This is a genomic window from Pseudomonas sp. DWP3-1-3b3 (genome assembly GCF_049896305.1).
Classification (GTDB): Bacteria; Pseudomonadota; Gammaproteobacteria; order Pseudomonadales; family Pseudomonadaceae; genus Aquipseudomonas; species Aquipseudomonas azotoformans_A.
Map to the genome: position 1 here is coordinate 24,365 of NZ_JAFCUA010000010.1, position 17,864 is coordinate 42,228.

A 17,864-nucleotide genomic window follows, 5' to 3' on the forward strand; every position below is an offset into this window, starting at 1 on the left:
GCTTGAATCGGGTGCTGTGCGCCCCGCATCCAAAAAGCGGGCGCAGCCGGGGGCCTGGAGAGGCTTCCGGCAGGCTTGGAAAATTAAGGGATTTGGCAGGCGGGGGGTGACATGGGAAGCGGGGACAAGGGGGATGTGAGTTGGTTCAATGCAGTGCGCGGGGGCGATCAACCTATCGGCGTATGGTTGAGTTCAAGGCACGATCAGGAAGTGCCTGTCTTGTGAAGGCGAATTTTCCGACATTATTCGGGGATCATGAATCTTTACTCTCTGGGCTCTCGTACCCAGGAGCAATTGAATGGACACCCGCGTACCTGCGTCGCTCTTTTTCGACCACGCTCGGCATACCTTGTGGGTACGCAATGTTGAGGCGCCGCTCGACGTACTGAGCTTTCAGGGTGATGAGCGCCTTAGCCAGCCCTTTTCCTATCACGTTAAATTCACCAGCACTGGCCGTGACCTGGACGCCGACAGCCTGCTCGGCCAGGACGCTCGTTTCAGCCTGCATGCCGCGCCGCAACAGCGCCCCCTGCTGGGCCTGCCCCCAGCGCCGGTCAAACCGCTGCGTACTGTGTATGGCGTGGTCACCGGCTTCACGCGTCTATCCGGTTCCAGCGACCAGGCCACCTACGAGATCACCTTGCAGCCGCGCCTGGCCCTGCTGGGTCGTGGCCGGCAGTTCCGTCTTTACCAACATCAATCGGTGCCGGACATCGTCGAAAGCGTGCTGCGCAGTCGCCACGGTTTTGAAGGCCAGGACTTCCTGTTCCGGCTGGTCCGCGATTACCCCAGGCGCGAGCAGGTCATGCAATACGGCGAGAGCGACTTGGCCTTCATCGCTCGCCTGCTGGCCGAAGTCGGTATCTGGTATCGCTGTATCGGCGATGAGCGACTGGGCATCGATGTGCTCGAGTTCTGCGACGATCAACGTCACTACCGCTTCGACGTCGAGTTGCCTTGCCATCCGCCCTCCGGCCTGAGCAGCACGGGGCAGGACGCGGTGTGGCAACTGCAATCGCGGCACAGGGTGGTCGAGGGGCAAGTGTACGTTCGCGCCTATCACCCCCGCGCTGCCACCGCCCACCTGGAGGGTGAGATTGACCAGACCCGTGGCGCGACCACTACCTATGGAGAGGCGTACCACTACGCCGAACCCTACAGGGTTCTGGGTGATGGACTGCATCAGGACGAAGACCTGCAAAGTGAAAGCGGCTACTTTTACGCACGCCTGCGTCATGAACGTTACCTTAACGATCAGACCCGACTCAGCGGCACCAGCAGCAGCGCCACCCTGGCACCGGGCGAAGTACTCAAGATCTCTGGCGGCGCACCGCACGCCTTCAATCCCGGTGCAGTGATCACTGGCGTGACCCTGACGGCCGCCCGCGACCAGAGCCTCGAAACCACCTTTGAGGCCATGCCTTATTCAGAAACCCTGTGCTTTCGTCCCAAGCTGGAGGAAAAACCACAGATCGCCGGCACTGTCCCGGCACGTGTCACCAGCCCACAGGCGAATGATCCCCACGGCCATATCGATCTCGAAGGCCGTTACAAGGTCAGCTTTCTGTTTGATCGGGACAACAGGAGAGCCGGCGAAGAAAGCGTCTGGCTAAGACTGGCCAGGCCTTATGCGGGTGACACTCACGGCCTGCATCTGCCGCTCATTCCCGGCACGGAGGTGGCCGTTGCCTTCGAACAAGGCGACCCGGATCGGCCCTACATCGCCCATGCCCTGCATGACAGTGAACACGTCGATCACGTCACCCTGCGCAACTACAAACGCAACGTGCTGCGCACACCGGCCAATAACAAATTGCGCATGGACGACACGCGGGGGCAGGAGCATATCAAGCTCAGTACCGAGCATAGCGGCAAGAGCCAGCTCAACCTGGGACATCTGGTCGATGAACAGCGCCAACCCCGAGGCCAGGGCGCCGAATTGCGCACGGATGGGCACGCGGCCATTCGTGCGGGCAGCGGCCTGTTCATCAGTGCGGATGTCCAGCCCAAAGCCCAGGGGCAGATGCTTGAAATGAGTGCCGCAGTGGGTCGGTTGCAACAGGCAGCCAGCCAGTTGGAAGCGATTTCCAATGACGCCGTGGCCAGCAATGCCGACCCCGCTGATGTACAGGCGCAAGTGATGCTGTTGCGTGAGCAGGTCAATGAACTCAAGGCCCAGGTTGTGCTGCTCAGTGCACCTGAAGGCATCGCCGTGACCAGCGGCCAGCACCTGCAATTGGCCGCGCAGGGCAACCTGATGATCAACGCCGGGGCCGAAGCCGATGTGAGCGTGGTCAAGCGCCTGTTCATCGGCGTCGGGCAAGGGCTGAGCCTGTTTGTGCGCAAGCTGGGGATCAAGCTGATCGCCAATCACGGAGCCGTGAGCATCCAGGCGCAGAACGACACGCTGGAACTGATTGCGCGTCACGGGTTGAACATCTCCAGTACCGAAGATGAAATCCATATCACCGCCAAGAAGAAAATCACCCTTAACGCCGGTGGCAGCTACATCACTTTGGATCAGAGCAGTATCGAGTCAGGCACCGTGGGGGACCACTACGTCAAGTCGGCGTCCTACGAGTTCCTGGGCCCTGCCAGCATGACGGCCACGCACCCGGAATATCCTCAGAGCCTGGCCAGGCAACCGTTGCGGTTTAGCCTGCAGCAAATTCCCAATGCGTCCGACCACAGCTGGGCGGGCATGCCGTACACGCTCTACGCCGATGGTGCAGTGCTCAAGCAAGGCGTGCTGGATGACACCGGACAATGGTCCATTGATCATCAGGTGGTGACCCGTCAGTACCGCATGGTGATGGCCAATGGGCTCAGCTTCCAGATCCCGGTGCCCAGCGAGTACCGCAATGCCGAACAAGCCGAACTGGCCAATGGCGGCTTACACAACCATCGCTCGCAAAACCAGACTCAGGTGAGTCAACCCGCCTCGCATGCCGATCATCGCGACCTGTATGCCGCCCTGATCAGCGCCGTCAGTGACCTGCCAGGAAAATCCCCATGACTCACCCCGACATCGTCGTGCCCGTGGCCCTGAAACACAGCCAGCAAGTGACATGCATTCCGCCGTGGTACGTGCAGTACACCGAATACCCGCCTGCGCTGGCGACCTACACGCCGCTGATCAATGGTGAGGAAACCTTCGAGGCGGTGCATCGGGCAATCGCCCAGGCCACCCGAACCGTCGACATCATCTGCTGGGGTTTCCAGCCGTCGATGTATTTCATCCGCGACGGCAAAAGCCCAAGCATCGGCGAACTGCTGATGGCGAAAGCCAAGGAAGGTGTCGAGGTGCGGATACTGGGCTGGGAGTCGCCGTTCAACAGTGCTGGCGCAGCGGGTGAAGCCAACCTGCCCGGTAAAGGCCCGTACCGTATCGAGAACCGAGCGTTGCAACCGTCCACGGACGACCAGTATGCCTACGACCGGCAATGGTTTTCCCGCTGTGCCTTTGCTGATCATCTGGCGCCGGCGATGCGTGCCGTGCGCAATGTGCCGGTGTTTGTCAGCCGTGGCTTCAGCCTCCATGAGCGGGCCGAGATCATCCACCAGGCCAAATACCAAAGCCTTGACCCACAGCTCAGCGTGGCCACCTTGGCCGTGTTGGCGGTGGCCGCGACACACCATCAGAAAACGGTCCTGGTCGATTACGAACGGCCCGACGGCGCTGTCGGTTTTGTCATGGGCCACAACATGCTCGATGAGTATTGGGACACTGACCAGCACTCGGCGTTGTACCGCGCTGAAGGCAGCAAACCCGCGCCCAATCGCGGCCCACGGGGAGACACGCCGCGCCAGGATATTTCCAGCCAAGTCAGCGGGCCGATTCTGGAGCACTTGCACCATAACTTCGCGACCGCCTGGCATAAGGAAACGGGTGAAGACTTGCTGACCTCGCGCCAGGCCAAGCAGGTTGGGCCCACCCTGCAATGCACCCCCGGCGCCACTCGCCAACTGGCGCAGATCCTACGGACCCAGGCGCAGGAGGGTACGCGCGACATTGAAAAGCTCTACCTGAATGCGGTGAACAACGCGACCCAGTTCATCTATATCGAGAACCAATATTTTCGCTGGCCGCCGCTGGCGGAGGCGATCAAAAAGGCGGCCGCCGATCAAACGCGCGCAGGGCGCGATCCGGGCCTGCACGGCAACCTGCATCTGTTTGTAATCACCAATGCCAGCCCAGACGGGGTAGGCCCCGGTTCACTGAATACCTATCGCATGCTCGAAAGCCTCGGGCGCGGCGACACGATTCCTGCAATCACCAAGCTGCAGCGCATAGAACAAGCCAAAACCGCCGCGGCCGCCCACACACCTGACGTGGCTGACCTGCTGGAACAACAGGCATTGCTCACGCTCACTCGCCTGGTCGACGCCATAGGCGGCGGCAATGTGAGCGATAAAGCCCAAGAGGCCCAGCGGGAAACCACAACAAACAATGCGTTTCGCCAAGGGGTACTCAACGATCAGATCAGGGCGATCAAGACCAGCACCGTCGTGCCCCAATCACACCCGGGCCTGAAAGTGCACGTGTGCTCGTTGGTAGCACCCGATTCGCCGCCCGGCAAACCCTGGATGCCGGTGTACATCCACTCCAAGCTGATGATCGTCAACGACGTGCTGACCACCCATGGCTCGGCAAATATCAACACACGCAGCATGCAGGTGGACAGTGAACTGAATATTGCCCATGAGTGGATGAGTGTGACGCGGGGGTTGAGGCGGCGGTTGTGGGGGCTGCATACGGGTGGGAGGGGGGCGCAGGATGATGCGGGGGAGGCGTTTGATGCTTGGTCGGAAATAATCAAGGAAAACAAAGATTGTCAGAACGACAAGAGCGGGTCGCCTCCCGTGGCTCCAATTGTCGGTTTTTATTACGGTGAGAAGACCTTTAAGGACCTCGACTGATGCGTCGCTTCATGTTGCTGACAAGCATATTGCTGGCTGCTTGCGATACCGGCATAGCCCCTCCTCAACCAACTCAGGTTATTTCCATGAACCCGCTGACTGAAATCAAAGCAAAGCTGGCCTTTACCTGTGTACACGAGCAAATCCCTGCGCCGTCTGCCGAAACTGATGAGCTGTTCCAGTACGCCCGCTGGCTGCAGAAGAACAATCTGCTCAAACAGGATGAGGCTGTCTACGCCGAGATTGAGCGGCTGTACCGGATTGCTGCCGAGAATGGTCACCACAAGGCCAATATCAACCTGCAAAATGGCACCATGCGCGGACACTTCAAACTTCGGGGCGATGAGCATCTGCGCCTTAGTCAGAACCTGATCGATGCAGGTGTGGCGAGCGGTTACTACTTAATCGGCATATTCCTGAAAAATGGCTCGGCTGGTCTGAAGCAGGACTCAGAAACGGCGCTGCGTTACTTCCGTAGATCGGCTGATCAGGGCAGTGCTCAAGCTCAGTATTCTGTTGCTGAAAAACTAGCACCGAGCGACGTTGCACCGGACATTGCCCGGCAGATGCGGCGCTGCGCAGCTGAACAGGGACACGGAGATGCTGCCTCAGACCTGGGGGTCAATCTTAAAAATAAGATGCAATACCAAGAGGCACTTGAGGCGTTCCAATTAGGAGTGGCTGCGGGTGATAGCATCTCTGCTAGTTGGTTGAGCAAGACGTTTCGCGGCCCTCCTCCCACCGATAAGCTGTACTACCTCGGCCAGCAGGACGACCTCGAACGCGCCGAACGCTATAAAAAAATCTGGCGAATCCTCGCAAACTACTCTTACGCCGACCCCAAAGTCCCCGAAATCAGCGACATCCTCCCCCTGCCCCCCGCCAAACTCCCCGCCTGGGACGGCAAGCTTAAATGGCTGGAAGCCCGCCTGGCCAATATCCCGCCTGAAAAGCCCAGCGAAGCCTTGATCAACCAACTGGCCAACGCCATGGGCCTCGACCCCGCGACCGGCAAACCCATGCCAGGGTCGCCGGCGTTCAGCGAAACCAACTTCCTTGGGCCAACGTGCTTCAGCGGCAAAACCTGCCCGCAAAGCGGCTACTGGAAGATCCTGTGGTCCAACGGCGGTGGGTTCTATGACTTGCTGGAGAACACTGCGCCCCGGTACTTCAAGCTGGGCGAGGTCATGCCCACGGGACTTGTAGGTTTTTATCGCCCGCGTTTTTGGCCGCTATCCGATAAGTACACGCGACTGCACAAGGCAGTGAATTGGGGACTGCTTGGATGAAGCTAGCCAAGAATCGTGAGGGCCTCCACTGATGCGTCTTCTCTTGTTACTGACCAGCCTGTTGCTGGTTGCCTGTGATAACGGCACATCTCTTAATCGCCTTACTCAGCACACTTCCGTCGCCCCGTTGGCCGAGGTCAATGCCAGGCTGGCATTTACCTGCGTGTACGAGCAAATCCCTGAGCCGCCTACCGGAACTGATGAGCTGTTCCAGTACGCCCGCTGGTTACAGAAGAACAATCTGCTCAAACAGGATGAGGCTGTCTACGCCGAGATTGAGCGGCTGTACCGGATTGCTGCCGAGAACGGACATTACAAGGCCAATATCAATCTGCAAAATGGCACCATGCGCGGACACTTCAAGCTTCGGGGCGATGAGCATCTGCGCCTTAGTCAGAACTTGATCGATGCAGGAGTAGCGAGCGGCTACTACTTAATCGGAGTTTTCCTGAAGAACGGCTCAGCCGGGCTAAAACAGGACACGGAAATGGCTCTGCGTTATTTTCGCAAGGCTGCTGATAAAGGTAGCGCTCTAGCCCAGTACTTAATTGGGGAAAAGATTGAGCCTATCGATATCGCACCGAAAGTTGCACTCCAAATGTATCGCTGTGCTGCTGAACAGGGTAACGGATCAGCGGCAAATTCTTTGGGTATTGACTATAAAATCGAGGGCGAGTACCAAGCTGCTCTCGAGGTATTCCAATTAGGAGTAGCTGCGGGAAATGAGAGTGCTGCCGGTCGTCTGGAAGAGGCATTTCGTGGTCCTCCACCATCCGATACGCTTTACTACCTTGGTCAACGGGAAGACCTAGAACGCGCCGAACGCTATGAAAAAATCTGGCGAATCCTCGCAAACTACTCCTACGCCGACCCCAAAGTTCCCGAAATCAACGACATCCTCCCCCTGCCCCCCGCCAAACTCCCCGCCTGGGACGGCAAGCTTCAATGGCTGGAAGCCCGACTGGCCAATATCCCGCCTGAAAAGCCCACCGAAGCCTTGATCAACCAACTGGCCAACGCCATGGGCCTGGACCCGGCAACCGGAAAATCTCGTTCAATTACACAGCCTTTACCTTGAGGTGCCGCGCATACCACGGCCGCTTCGGCACCCGCTTGAACAAGCCCTGCAACATTCCCTCGTCTTCACCAAAAGTAATGCGCAGGGCCAGCTTCATGACCTCCGGGTCCATCTCCATCGACTTGCCCACCTGCAACCCCGGCGTGGTGCTGCAGCCATGGGTATCCGGGCCCAGCCAGGGGTCGCCGACTTCCACCCAACGGCCCGGCGCGAACCAGGCCACGCCGTTGACTTGCAGGCGCTGGACTTCACCCGGATTGAAGCGTTCATGGGCGCGGAACCAGTCTTCGATACGGTCGTCGATCCAGCCGTGGAAATGCCAGAACACCGGGTTGACGTGGGATGAGAACGGGTCGCCGAGAAAGTCGTTTTCCGCCGCATACCAGCGTGCAGCGAAGTCGGAAGGATCACGGGCCATGGGCACGGGGGCGCCGTTGGAGGGGTCGCGCGGCACCGAGGCCCAGCGCATGTGCAGCCAGTCGTGCAAACCCAGCTCCATTTCGGAGCCCAGCTGGCCCAGGGTGAATTTGGCCAGGTAGCGCGGGTCGCGGTATTGGGATTCCCACACCTGGAAGTTGCTGTGATAAGTCTCGGCGGCCTTGATATCGCTGACCCACTGGGTGTAGTCGCCGTCATCCGGTGCCCACCAGGTGGGCGGCAGTGCGAAACCGTCGTGGTTGTCGAAGTAGCGCAAAAAGCCGTGGCGATCACGCTCCAGGGCCGGTTGCGGCTCGGGGAATTGCGGCCACGAGGGCAGATCCTGCATGGAGCGCGCCGTGCCGAGCATGTGCCGGTGCATAAAGAAGAAGTCGATACCCGAACCGTTGCGGTCTTTGCGCTTGCCCCGCGCATCGCGTTCCTGGCCGCGCGGGCCGGGTTGCCAGCCGATACCGCGCAAGGCCTCGCGCTTTTCCTCGGAGAGTTTGTGCCACTGGTCACGGGTGGCGTGCCACAGCTGGTGGAACAGCCGGTGTTCGGGAGCAATCAGCCAGGCCAGCAAGGTCGGATTGAGGCCGATGCGTTGGCGGGCTTCTGGGAACCATTGTTTATGGGCGATGAAGCGATTATCGCGCTCGACCAATGCCAGGGGGCGGTCCAGGTCGAGAATCTGCCCGCTGAGGGTGCTGCTGCCGGCGTTGGCAAAATCAGCCCAGACCTGGTCGAGGGTCATCTTGAATTCATAGGCGGGCGTACCGTCGGCCGAATCGCGGTCGATCAGCCGCCAGTAGAGCACGGCGCTCTCCCCCGTCAGCAGGTCACCCAACACCCGGTAGCGTGGCTCGCCCTCGGCGTGCAGGTGGGCGGAGGTGTCCAGGTAACCGCGCAAACCGCGTCCACGGGGCGCGATGTCGAGCAGCAGTTGCAAATCTTGCAGTGGCAGCCCGTTGAGGCCGGCATCGCGGCCTTCCAGGCGCAGGTCCCACACCCCACGCAGGGTGTTCGCCAAGTGCTGGCCGGCGGTGTCGGCCAGGTCCACCGTGGCTTCGCCGGGGGTGATGGGCAATTCTTCTTCGCGCGTCAACTCGCGATGGGCATAGAAAGCGGCAGGCACGGCAGCGCCTGTCAGCGCCAGGCCTGCGATGAACCCACGTCGAGAGATGGTCATTGTCTACCTTAGGAAACGGCTTTATCAGAGCTAGAACGTTTGCCCGCCGGGGAAATTTACCGAGGCGCCCTCGCCGCCTAAATTTTGCCGCCGATCACTCGTTCTTCCCTGATAGCGAAGGCCTCAACTGACTGAGATGGCAATGACAAAACCACGTTCGAAAAAGGCGCTGTACATCGGCTTGCCACTGGCACTGGCCATCGGTGCCGGGGCCGGTTTCCTGGTCTGGGATCACTGGTTCAAAGGCAATGCTGGCTACCCGCTGGAGGTGATCAAGCAGGCCAATGAAATGCAGGACCGGCTGCTGTCGTTCGACAGCCACATCACCGTGCCTGTGAACTTCGGCACCGCCGGCAACGAGGCGGACAAGGACGGTGAAGGCCAGTTCGACCTGGTCAAGGCGGCACGCGGGCGCCTGTCCGGTGCAGCGTTGACCATCTTCGGCTGGCCGGAAATCTGGAACGGCCCCAACGCCCCGCACAAACCCACCGACGGTTTTGTCGAGGCCGCGCGCAACGAGCAGGAAGTGCGCTACAAGATCATCAGCGGCATGGTGCGCGATTTCCCCAACCAGGTCGCCATCGCCTACACCCCGGATGACTTCCGGCGCCTGCATGGCGAGGGCAAGTTTGCGATCTTCATCAGCATGCTCAACGCCTACCCGCTGGGCAACGACTTGAACCAGCTGGACCTGTGGGCGGCGCGCGGCATGCGCATGTTCGGCTTCAGCTACGTGGGCAACAATGCCTGGTCGGACTCGTCGCGGCCGCTGCCGTTTTTCAATGACTCCACTGACGCCCTTGAGGGCCTGTCGGACATCGGCAAGCAAGCGGTACACCGCCTCAATGACCTGGGGGTGATCATCGACGTGTCGCAAATGTCGACCAAGGCCCTGGAGCAAGTGGCGCAATTGAGCCGCACGCCGATGGTGGCGTCCCACTCGGCGCCACGCGCCTCCGTGGATATCCCGCGCAACCTGAGCGACAAAGAGCTGCAACTGATCAAGCAAAGCGGCGGCGTGGTGCAGATCGTCGGCTTCTCCGCCTACCTGCGTCCGCTGAGCCAGCCGACCCAGGACAAGCTCAACGCCCTTCGCGCCCGCTTCGACCTGCCACCCCTGCCCAACCTGGCCGTGGCGCTGATGCCGGGCGACGCGATCATTGCCGCCTGGCCCGAACACAAGTTTGGCGAATACGCCGGCGCGCTGTACGGCATCCTCGACGAGGAACCAAAGGCCACCCTCAAGGACCTGGGCGATGCCATCGACTACACCGTGCGCAAGATCGGCATCGACCATGTCGGCCTGTCGTCGGACTTCAACGACGGCGGCGGCGTCCAGGGCTGGAACAACGTCGGTGAAATACGCAACGTCACGGCCGAACTGATCCAGCGCGGCTACTCCGAAGCCGATATCGCCAAGCTGTGGGGAGGCAACTTCCTGCGCGTGTGGGACCAGGTCCAAAAATCCGCCAAGCCCTTGGCCAACCGTTAATCATCCAGAAGCCAGTCCATGACCGACCGCCGTACCTTTCTCAAGCAGGCCGGGGTATTTGCCGCCAGCCTGCCACTGGGCGCCGCCCTGCTCCCGCAGGCCATCGCCGCCAATGCACCAACAGATGACCCATGGACATGGCTCAAGCAACTGTTCAACCAGGACCCGGCTTACCTGCATTTTTCCAACTTCCTGGTGGCTTCGCACCCCAAGCCGGTGCGCGAGGCCATCGAACGCTACCGCTCGCAGATCGATCGCAACCCAGGGCTGGCCATGGACTGGGACCTGCAGGAAACCTGGAAACGCGAAGGCCAGGTGCGCGAGTGGGCTGGCCGCTACCTGAAGGCTACACCACCGCAGATCGCCCTGACCGGCAGTACTTCCGAAGGTTTGGCGATGATTTATGGCGGGATCAAGGTGCGACCTGACCAGGAGATCCTCACCACCGTCCACGAACACTACGCCACTGAGTTCAGCCTGGATTTCCGGGTGCGCAAGGAGCAGACCCAGGTCCGCAAGATTCGCCTGTTCGACAACGCCCACCGGGTGTCCGCCGACGAAGTACTGGGCAACATCCAGCGCAATATCCGCCCCAACACCCGTGTACTCGGCATGACCTGGGTGCAGTCCGGCAGCGGCGTGAAGCTGCCCATCGGCGAGATCGGCAAGCTGGTGGAAGAACATAACCGCAACCGTGACGAGCAGGACCGCATCCTCTACGTAGTGGACGGCGTGCACGGTTTCGGCGTGGAAAACCTCGATTTCCCGGACATGCACTGCGATTTTTTCATCGCCGGCACCCACAAATGGATGTTCGGCCCACGCGGCACCGGCTTGGTCTGCGCCCGCGACCCGCAAAACAAGTACGTGACACCGATGGTGCCGACCTTCTCCGAAGACAAGGACTTCGCCACCATCATGACCCCGGGCGGCTACCACGCCTTCGAGCATCGCTGGGCGGCGGACGAGGCCTTCAAGCTGCACCTGCAATTGGGCAAGGCGCAGGTGCAGGCGCGGATTCACGCACTCAATACCGAACTGAAAGAGCAATTGCTGACAGAGCCGAAGATCGAACTGGTCACCCCGAGCAGCCCTGAACTGTCGGCCGGCTTCACCTTCTTCCGCGTCAAGGGCCAGGACAGTGATGCCGTGGCGGCCTACATGATGAAAAACCGCGTGGTGATCGACGCGGTGGACCGCGATGTCGGCCCCGTCATCCGCACCTCCCCCGGCCTGCTCAACGCTTCCGACGAGATCCAGCGCTTCATGACCTTGCTGAAACAACGCGTGTGACGCACACCCTTTCCCCTTTGAATGAGAGGCCCACATGAACAAACCCCTCACAGCCCTGGCGCTCACCGCCCTGTGCGCTGCCTTGCTGCCCAACCTGGCCCAGGCCGCCGCGCCGCAACCCGGCAAGGTGTTCAAGGATTGCAAGGACTGTCCGGAAATGGTGGTGCTGCCCGCCGGTACCTTCACCATGGGCACGCCCGAGGATGAAGTCGGCCGCGAGCCGGATGAAGGCCCGATGCATGAAGTGACCTTCGCCAAGCCGTTTGCCATGAGCCGTTTTCATATCACCGCTGGCGAATGGGACAGCTACGTGCGCCAGACCGGCGTGAAGATCGCCGATGGCGACACCCGCCCCGGCCGCGAATGTATCGCCAGCAAGCCACGTTATCCCCAAGGCCCGCGCCAGCCGGCGGTGTGCATGGACATGGATGACATCAAGAGCTATGTGGCCTGGCTGTCGAAAAAGACCGGCCAGCAGTACCACATGGTCAGCGAGTCCCAGCGCGAATACGCTGCACGCGCAGGCTCTACCGGGCCGTTCCCCTTCCCGTTCGATGAAGGCAAGGACTACAGCATCGCCAAGCATGCCAACACGTACGGGCCCGCCGATGGCTACAGCTATTCGTCACCGGTCGGCAGCTACCCGCCGAATGCGTTTGGCATGTACGACATGCATGGCAACGTCTACGAACGAGTGGCCGACTGCGAGCATCCCAACTACATCGGCGCGCCTACCGACGGCAGCGCGTGGATGGAGCCTAACTGCGAGGGTTACATGATTCGGGGTAATGACTGGGGTGAAGCGCCGGTGTTTTCGCGCTCGGGCAACCGTAACAACATCTACCCGCAGACACGCGGGGATTGGATTGGGTTTCGGGTAGTGCGCGACCTGTAACACACAGGAGATTTAATGTGGGAGCAAGCCCGCTCCCACATTTTTAACCGTGCCCGCGTTAGATTCCTTTTTGGGCCAGCAACGCCAAGCCTTCATGCAACGCCGGGAACAGGCTGTTGTTGAAGTTGTTCCAGCGCAACTCAAGGATGGTGTCTTGCGGCGTGATCTCGGTCTTGAGCACGTCGTGGAACACTTCACCCGAATCGATGCCGTTGTCCACGTAGTGGAAAGACGCACCAGTGAGGTACAGCGGCTCCGATGGCGTGGTGGCCTTGGTCGCCCAATCCGTGATCGTCAAACCGCGCGCACCGTACAAGGCATTCCAGGTGGCATAGGCACCACGACGCTCGTACGGCGATTCAATACGGGTAATACCCGGATGGATGTTCATGATACGCCGGGCAAATGGCGCACCGGGGCGCACCAGCTCATCCAGGATCACCAGCAAACCGTCCAGCACCACGATATCGGCCTTCAATTCCACCAGCGTGTCGTGCAGGCGGCGCTCGAAGTCCTGCTTGCCGGCGATGTGTTCCGCACTGCCCCGTGGCAGGCGTCGATAGGTCGACGGCACGCTCAGCAGCAAGTCATTGACCAGGCGCCCCTGCACGCGCAGGTCGGCCGGATACAGCCACTGGCGACCCGGATGGTAGGCGAAGCCGTAGTCGGCCACCAATTGCTGATCCCGTGGGTTCTGCTCGTCGTCGTCATACACCACGCCCACCAGGTTGTAGGCCTCGCCCAGCGGCGTGTCGTTCAGTGCGCCCGCCAGGGATTCCAGCACCGACATCATGTAGCGCTCATGGTCTTTGTACGCCACCGGCTGCCCGGCCTTGTCGGCCGCGGCATTGCGCAGGGACCACACGTACACCAGATTCTTTTTCGTCATTGTTTCGCTCTCGCTGGATAGATCAGGCACGCGCCAATACGCGTGCGCCTACACCACAAGAACGAACCAGCCGCCGTGCAATTTATCCACCCCCTTCACCATCGGGCACACCGAGCTAAATAGTCGCGCCAATCCTTCGTTTGTCATGGGTAAGGGTCTGTGTGCCCAGCCCCCTCTTTTTCACTTTCCGGGAAGTATTTATGACCGACCCCAAGCGCGGCGCCTTCAGCGGTTTGCTCGCATTGCTCAGGCCCTTTCGCACCATCGTGACGGTCTCCGTCGCCCTGGGCATGGCCGGCGGCCTGGCCATCACGTTGCTGCTGGCGACCATCAACAATGCCCTGCACTCCTCCACCGGAATGACGCAGGGGGTGATCCTGACGTTTGCGGCGCTGTGCCTGCTGGCACTGACCAGTTCGATTGTCTCGGATATCGGCACCAACTATGTCGGCCAGCGGATTATCGCGGCACTGCGCAAGGACCTCGGTGAAAAAGTGCTGTCGGCGCCCATCGAGCAGATTGAGCAGTACCGCTCCCACCGCCTGATTCCGGTGCTGACCCATGACGTTGACACCATCAGTGACTTTTCCTTCGCGTTCACGCCGTTGGCCATCGCAACGACCGTGACTCTGGGCTGCCTGGGCTACCTGGCGTACCTGTCGGTGCCGATGTTCCTGATGATGGTGGTCGCCATTATCATCGGCAGCAGCGTGCAATTCATCGCCGGCGCCAAGGGCATTCGCGGCTTCGATGAGGCCCGCGACCAGGAAGACGAGCTGCAACGCTATTATTCGGCGATTGCCTCGGGCGCCAAGGAGCTGCGCATCCACCGGCCTCGCCGCTACCGCATGAACACCCACCGCATCCAGGAAACCGCTGATCGGATCAGCGACATCCAGGTGCGCTCGGTGAACATCTACATCGTCGCCAAGACCTTCGGCTCGATGCTGTTCTTCGTGGTCATCGGCCTGGCCCTGGCGATGCAGGCCTACAACCCCAACCCGGACCCGGCGGTGATCACCGGCTTCGTGCTGGTGCTGCTGTACATGAAAGGCCCGCTGGAGCATGTGGTGGGCTACTTGCCGATCATTGGCAAGGCGCGGATTGCCTTTGCGCGCATTACCGAACTGTCCGAGCGCTTCTCGTCGCCTGAACCCCATCTGCTGATGGATGGCAGCGAAGCCCCCACGCCGGTGGTCAACAGCCTGGAATTGCGCGGCGTGAGCTACAGCCCGCCACCGGTGGAAGGCAGCCAGCCGTTCCACCTGGGGCCGATCAACCTGAGCATCAAGCAGGGCGATATCGTGTTCATCGTGGGCGAAAACGGCTGCGGCAAGACCACCCTGATCAAACTGCTGCTGGGCCTGTATCAACCCCAGGCCGGGGAAATCCGCCTCAACGGCGAAACCGTGACCGACCCCGCGCGCGATGACTATCGCCAGTTGTTCACCACGGTATTCGCCGACTACTACCTGTTCGATGACTTGGTACAGGGCAGCGCCACCCAGTCCCTGGACAGTGCCGCCAAGTACCTGGAGCGCCTGGAGATCGCGCACAAGGTCAGCGTCAAGGACGGCGTATTCAGCACTACCGACCTGTCCACCGGCCAGCGCAAGCGCCTGGCACTCGTGAATGCCTGGCTGGAAGAACGCCCGGTGTTGGTGTTCGACGAATGGGCGGCCGACCAGGACCCGGCCTTCCGCCGCGTTTTCTACACCGAGTTGCTGCCGGACCTCAAGCGCCTGGGCAAGACCATCATCGTGATCAGCCACGACGACCGCTATTTCGATATTGCCGACCAGTTGGTGCGCCTGAGCGCAGGGAAAGTCGTTGCAGAACTGGAGCCTGCATAAATTTTTCCGGTTTATGCGGGTGCGAACGTCTCATATGCAGCAATGAGAATTAACCGCATTAAGTACCCATCTGCCTACACTTAAAAAGAGAAACATTCCATGCCAGTACGGCTTGCCCTCAGCCCATTGAGCACCGCAGTTTCCATGCGGCGGGCCTTGAAATTAAACGTCCTCCCAAGCGCCCTGGCCCTTGCGGTCAGCCTGCCGGTGGCGGGCTACGTTCAGGCGCAAGAGTTCGAATTGAACATCCCGGCGCAACCCTTGAATACGGCGCTGCAGGTATTCGGTCAACAAACCAACCTGCAGATCCTGTACAGCCCGGATACCGTCAAGGACAAGCACAGCAGCGCCGTCAGCGGCAAGCTGGACCCGGTGCAAGCCATCGAGCGCCTCCTGGGGGGGACCGGCGTGAGTTACAGCCTGCAAGGCAGCTCGATGATCATCAATGCTCCCGGCTCCGGGACCGGCGCCGTGGAACTGGGTGCCACCCAGATCAACGCCAACCAACTGGGCACCATTACCGAAGGCTCCGGTTCCTACACGCCGGGCACCATCGCCACCGCGACCAAGATGGTGCTGACGCCGCGCGAGACGCCGCAGTCGATTTCCGTCGTGACCCGCCAGACCATGGATGACTTCGGCCTGAACGGTATTGATGACGTGATGCGCCACACACCCGGCATCACCGTCTCGACCTTCGACAGCGAACGCACCAACTACTACTCTCGCGGCTTCCCGATCCAGAACTTCCAGTACGACGGTGTACCCACCACGCGCAACGAAGGTTACTCGGCTGGCCAGACCCTCAGCGACATGGCGATCTACGACCGCGTCGAAATCCTCAAGGGCACCACCGGCCTGATGACCGGCGCGGGCGGCCCTGGCGGCACCATCAACCTGGTGCGTAAAAAACCCACCGCCGAATTCCAGGGCCACGTGGGTCTGGGCGCAGGCTCATGGGACAACTACCGTTCGGAGCTGGACGTCAGCGGCCCGCTGACCGACAGCGGAAACGTACGCGGGCGCGCCGTAGTAGCGTACCAGGACAAACATTCGTTCATCGACCACTATGAGCGCAAGACCAATGTCTACTACGGCATCCTCGAATTCGACCTGTCGCCGGACACCCTGCTGACGGTCGGTGCCGATTACCAGGACAGTGACCCTAAAGGTTCCAGCTGGTCCGGCAGCCGCTCGCTGTTCGATGGCGTAGGTAACGAAATCAAGTTCGACCGTGGCTACAACAACGGGCCGAAATGGAGCAGTTGGGGACAATACACCCGCAGCGTGTTCGCCACCCTGGAACACGCCCTGGATAACGGCTGGATCGCCAAGGCCAACTACAGCAACCAGCTCAATGGGTATAACGCGCCACTGGGTTACGCGTCGCCGATCTCGGGGACGACCGACAGAGCGTCGGTCTATGGCTCCAAATTCACCGGCAAGACCATCAGCAACAACGGGGACTTCTATCTTTCCGGGCCGTTCAGCCTGGGGGGACGTGAGCATCAATTGGTCGTCGGCTCCTCGGTTTCGCGCTCGCACTGGGAAGGCAACGACTACTACGGCTATGAAGCGACCTATCGGGATAGCAACAACTTCCCGCTCTATGAATGGAACGGTAACAGCCTTGAACCGCAATGGGGCCCGGCCCACGAGAAAGATGACATCACCCGCCAGGCGGCCGTCTACTTCTCGACACGCTTGAGCCTCACCGACGACCTTTCGCTGTTGCTGGGCTCGCGCCTGACCGACTACCGCTTGACCGGTACCAACGACTCGCGTGAAACCGGCAAACTCATCCCGTACGCGGGCGTGGTGTACGACCTCAACGAAAACTTCTCGGTCTACGGCAGCTACACCTCGATCTTCATGCCGCAACAGCTGCGGCCGGACCGCAATAACAAGATGGTCGAGCCAGACGAGGGCGAGAACTACGAGATCGGCTTGAAGGGCGAATTCTACGACGGTCGCTTGAACACCAGCCTCGCCTATTTCGAGATTCATGAGTCCAATCGTGCCGAGGAAGACACCGAGTACAACAACAATATGCCGGCCAACTCGCCTGTCGAGTGGGCCTACATGGGCGTCCAGGCCACGACCAAGGGCTGGGAAGCCGAGATGTCCGGTGAACTGCTGCCGGGCTGGCAAGTGCAGGCGGGTTATACCCACAAGGTGATCCGCGACGACGACGGCAAGAAGTTCTCGACCTGGGAACCTCAGGACCAGCTGAACTTCTACACCAGCTACAAGCTGACCGGCGCCCTCGACAAGCTGACCATCGGTGGCGGCGCCCGCTGGCAGGGCGAGGCTTGGCAGGATGTCTACAACCGTGGCAAAAGCGTGACCCAGCGTTTCTCCCAAGACCCGTACTGGCTGGTTGACGCGATGGCGCGCTACCAGATCACCAAAAACCTGTCGGCCTCGGTCAACGTCAATAACGTGTTCGACAAGCGCTACTACACCAACATCGGCTTCTACACCTCGTCCTACTCCGGCGACCCACGCAACGTAATGTTTTCGACGCGCTGGGATTTCTGACCTGACAG

At 60.5% G+C, this 17,864-nt stretch carries 11 protein-coding genes; 9 read left to right on the top strand and 2 right to left on the bottom strand.

Going from position 1 to position 17,864, the window contains the following annotated elements:
- Positions 1–298 precede the first annotated feature (298 nt).
- The 4 genes from ACP7BX_RS25435 to ACP7BX_RS25450 are packed head-to-tail and all read left to right on the top strand — an operon-like array spanning position 299 to position 7,287.
- Positions 299–3,016, top strand: a complete 2,718-nt coding sequence (locus ACP7BX_RS25435) for a type VI secretion system Vgr family protein (RefSeq protein WP_426127934.1) — start codon at positions 299–301, stop codon at positions 3,014–3,016.
- Positions 3,013–4,920, top strand: a complete 1,908-nt coding sequence (locus ACP7BX_RS25440; protein ID WP_426127932.1) for a phospholipase — start codon at positions 3,013–3,015, stop codon at positions 4,918–4,920. The genes ACP7BX_RS25435 and ACP7BX_RS25440 overlap by 4 nt, the downstream gene beginning before the upstream one ends.
- Positions 4,920–6,209, top strand: coding sequence for an SEL1-like repeat protein (locus tag ACP7BX_RS25445; RefSeq protein ID WP_426127930.1), 1,290 nt, complete (start codon positions 4,920–4,922; stop codon positions 6,207–6,209). The genes ACP7BX_RS25440 and ACP7BX_RS25445 overlap by 1 nt, the downstream gene beginning before the upstream one ends.
- A 31-nt stretch (positions 6,210–6,240) precedes the next feature.
- Positions 6,241–7,287, top strand: a complete 1,047-nt coding sequence (locus tag ACP7BX_RS25450) for an SEL1-like repeat protein (protein WP_426127928.1) — start codon at positions 6,241–6,243, stop codon at positions 7,285–7,287.
- Here ACP7BX_RS25450 and ACP7BX_RS25455 read toward each other — a convergent pair.
- A complete protein-coding gene (locus tag ACP7BX_RS25455; protein WP_426127926.1) occupies positions 7,268–8,893 on the bottom strand; it encodes a PvdJ/PvdD/PvdP-like protein in 1,626 nt (541 codons plus the stop codon). The genes ACP7BX_RS25450 and ACP7BX_RS25455 overlap by 20 nt on opposite strands.
- Positions 8,894–9,035: 142 nt before the next feature.
- Between ACP7BX_RS25455 and pvdM the strand changes: the two genes are divergently transcribed.
- The 3 genes from pvdM to ACP7BX_RS25470 are packed head-to-tail and all read left to right on the top strand — an operon-like array spanning position 9,036 to position 12,573.
- Positions 9,036–10,385 (top strand): pyoverdine-tailoring dipeptidase-like protein PvdM, encoded by a 1,350-nt coding sequence (gene pvdM, locus ACP7BX_RS25460; RefSeq protein WP_426127924.1) that lies wholly within the window; start codon positions 9,036–9,038, stop codon positions 10,383–10,385.
- Positions 10,386–10,403: 18 nt separating this feature from the next.
- Entirely contained in the window at positions 10,404–11,678 is a 1,275-nt protein-coding gene (locus tag ACP7BX_RS25465) for an aminotransferase class V-fold PLP-dependent enzyme (protein ID WP_426127922.1), read from the top strand.
- A 34-nt stretch (positions 11,679–11,712) separates the two neighbouring features.
- Positions 11,713–12,573, top strand: a complete 861-nt coding sequence (locus ACP7BX_RS25470; protein ID WP_178953150.1) for a formylglycine-generating enzyme family protein — start codon at positions 11,713–11,715, stop codon at positions 12,571–12,573.
- A gap of 58 nt (positions 12,574–12,631) precedes the next feature.
- On the opposite strand, the gene ACP7BX_RS25475 is transcribed toward ACP7BX_RS25470, so the two are convergent.
- Positions 12,632–13,462, bottom strand: a complete 831-nt coding sequence (locus ACP7BX_RS25475) for a N(5)-hydroxyornithine transformylase PvdF (protein ID WP_426127920.1) — start codon at positions 13,460–13,462, stop codon at positions 12,632–12,634.
- Positions 13,463–13,662: 200 nt separating this feature from the next.
- On the opposite strand from ACP7BX_RS25475, the gene ACP7BX_RS25480 reads away from it, so the two are divergent.
- Together ACP7BX_RS25480 and ACP7BX_RS25485 are read left to right on the top strand one after the other, a co-directional pair.
- Positions 13,663–15,315, top strand: a complete 1,653-nt coding sequence (locus tag ACP7BX_RS25480; RefSeq protein WP_426127918.1) for a cyclic peptide export ABC transporter — start codon at positions 13,663–13,665, stop codon at positions 15,313–15,315.
- Between the two features lie 99 nt (positions 15,316–15,414).
- The gene (locus tag ACP7BX_RS25485) at positions 15,415–17,856 is read left to right on the top strand and encodes a TonB-dependent siderophore receptor (protein WP_426127916.1); all 2,442 of its coding nucleotides are present in this window, start codon (positions 15,415–15,417) and stop codon (positions 17,854–17,856) included.
- The last annotated feature ends 8 nt before the right edge of the window (positions 17,857–17,864 follow it).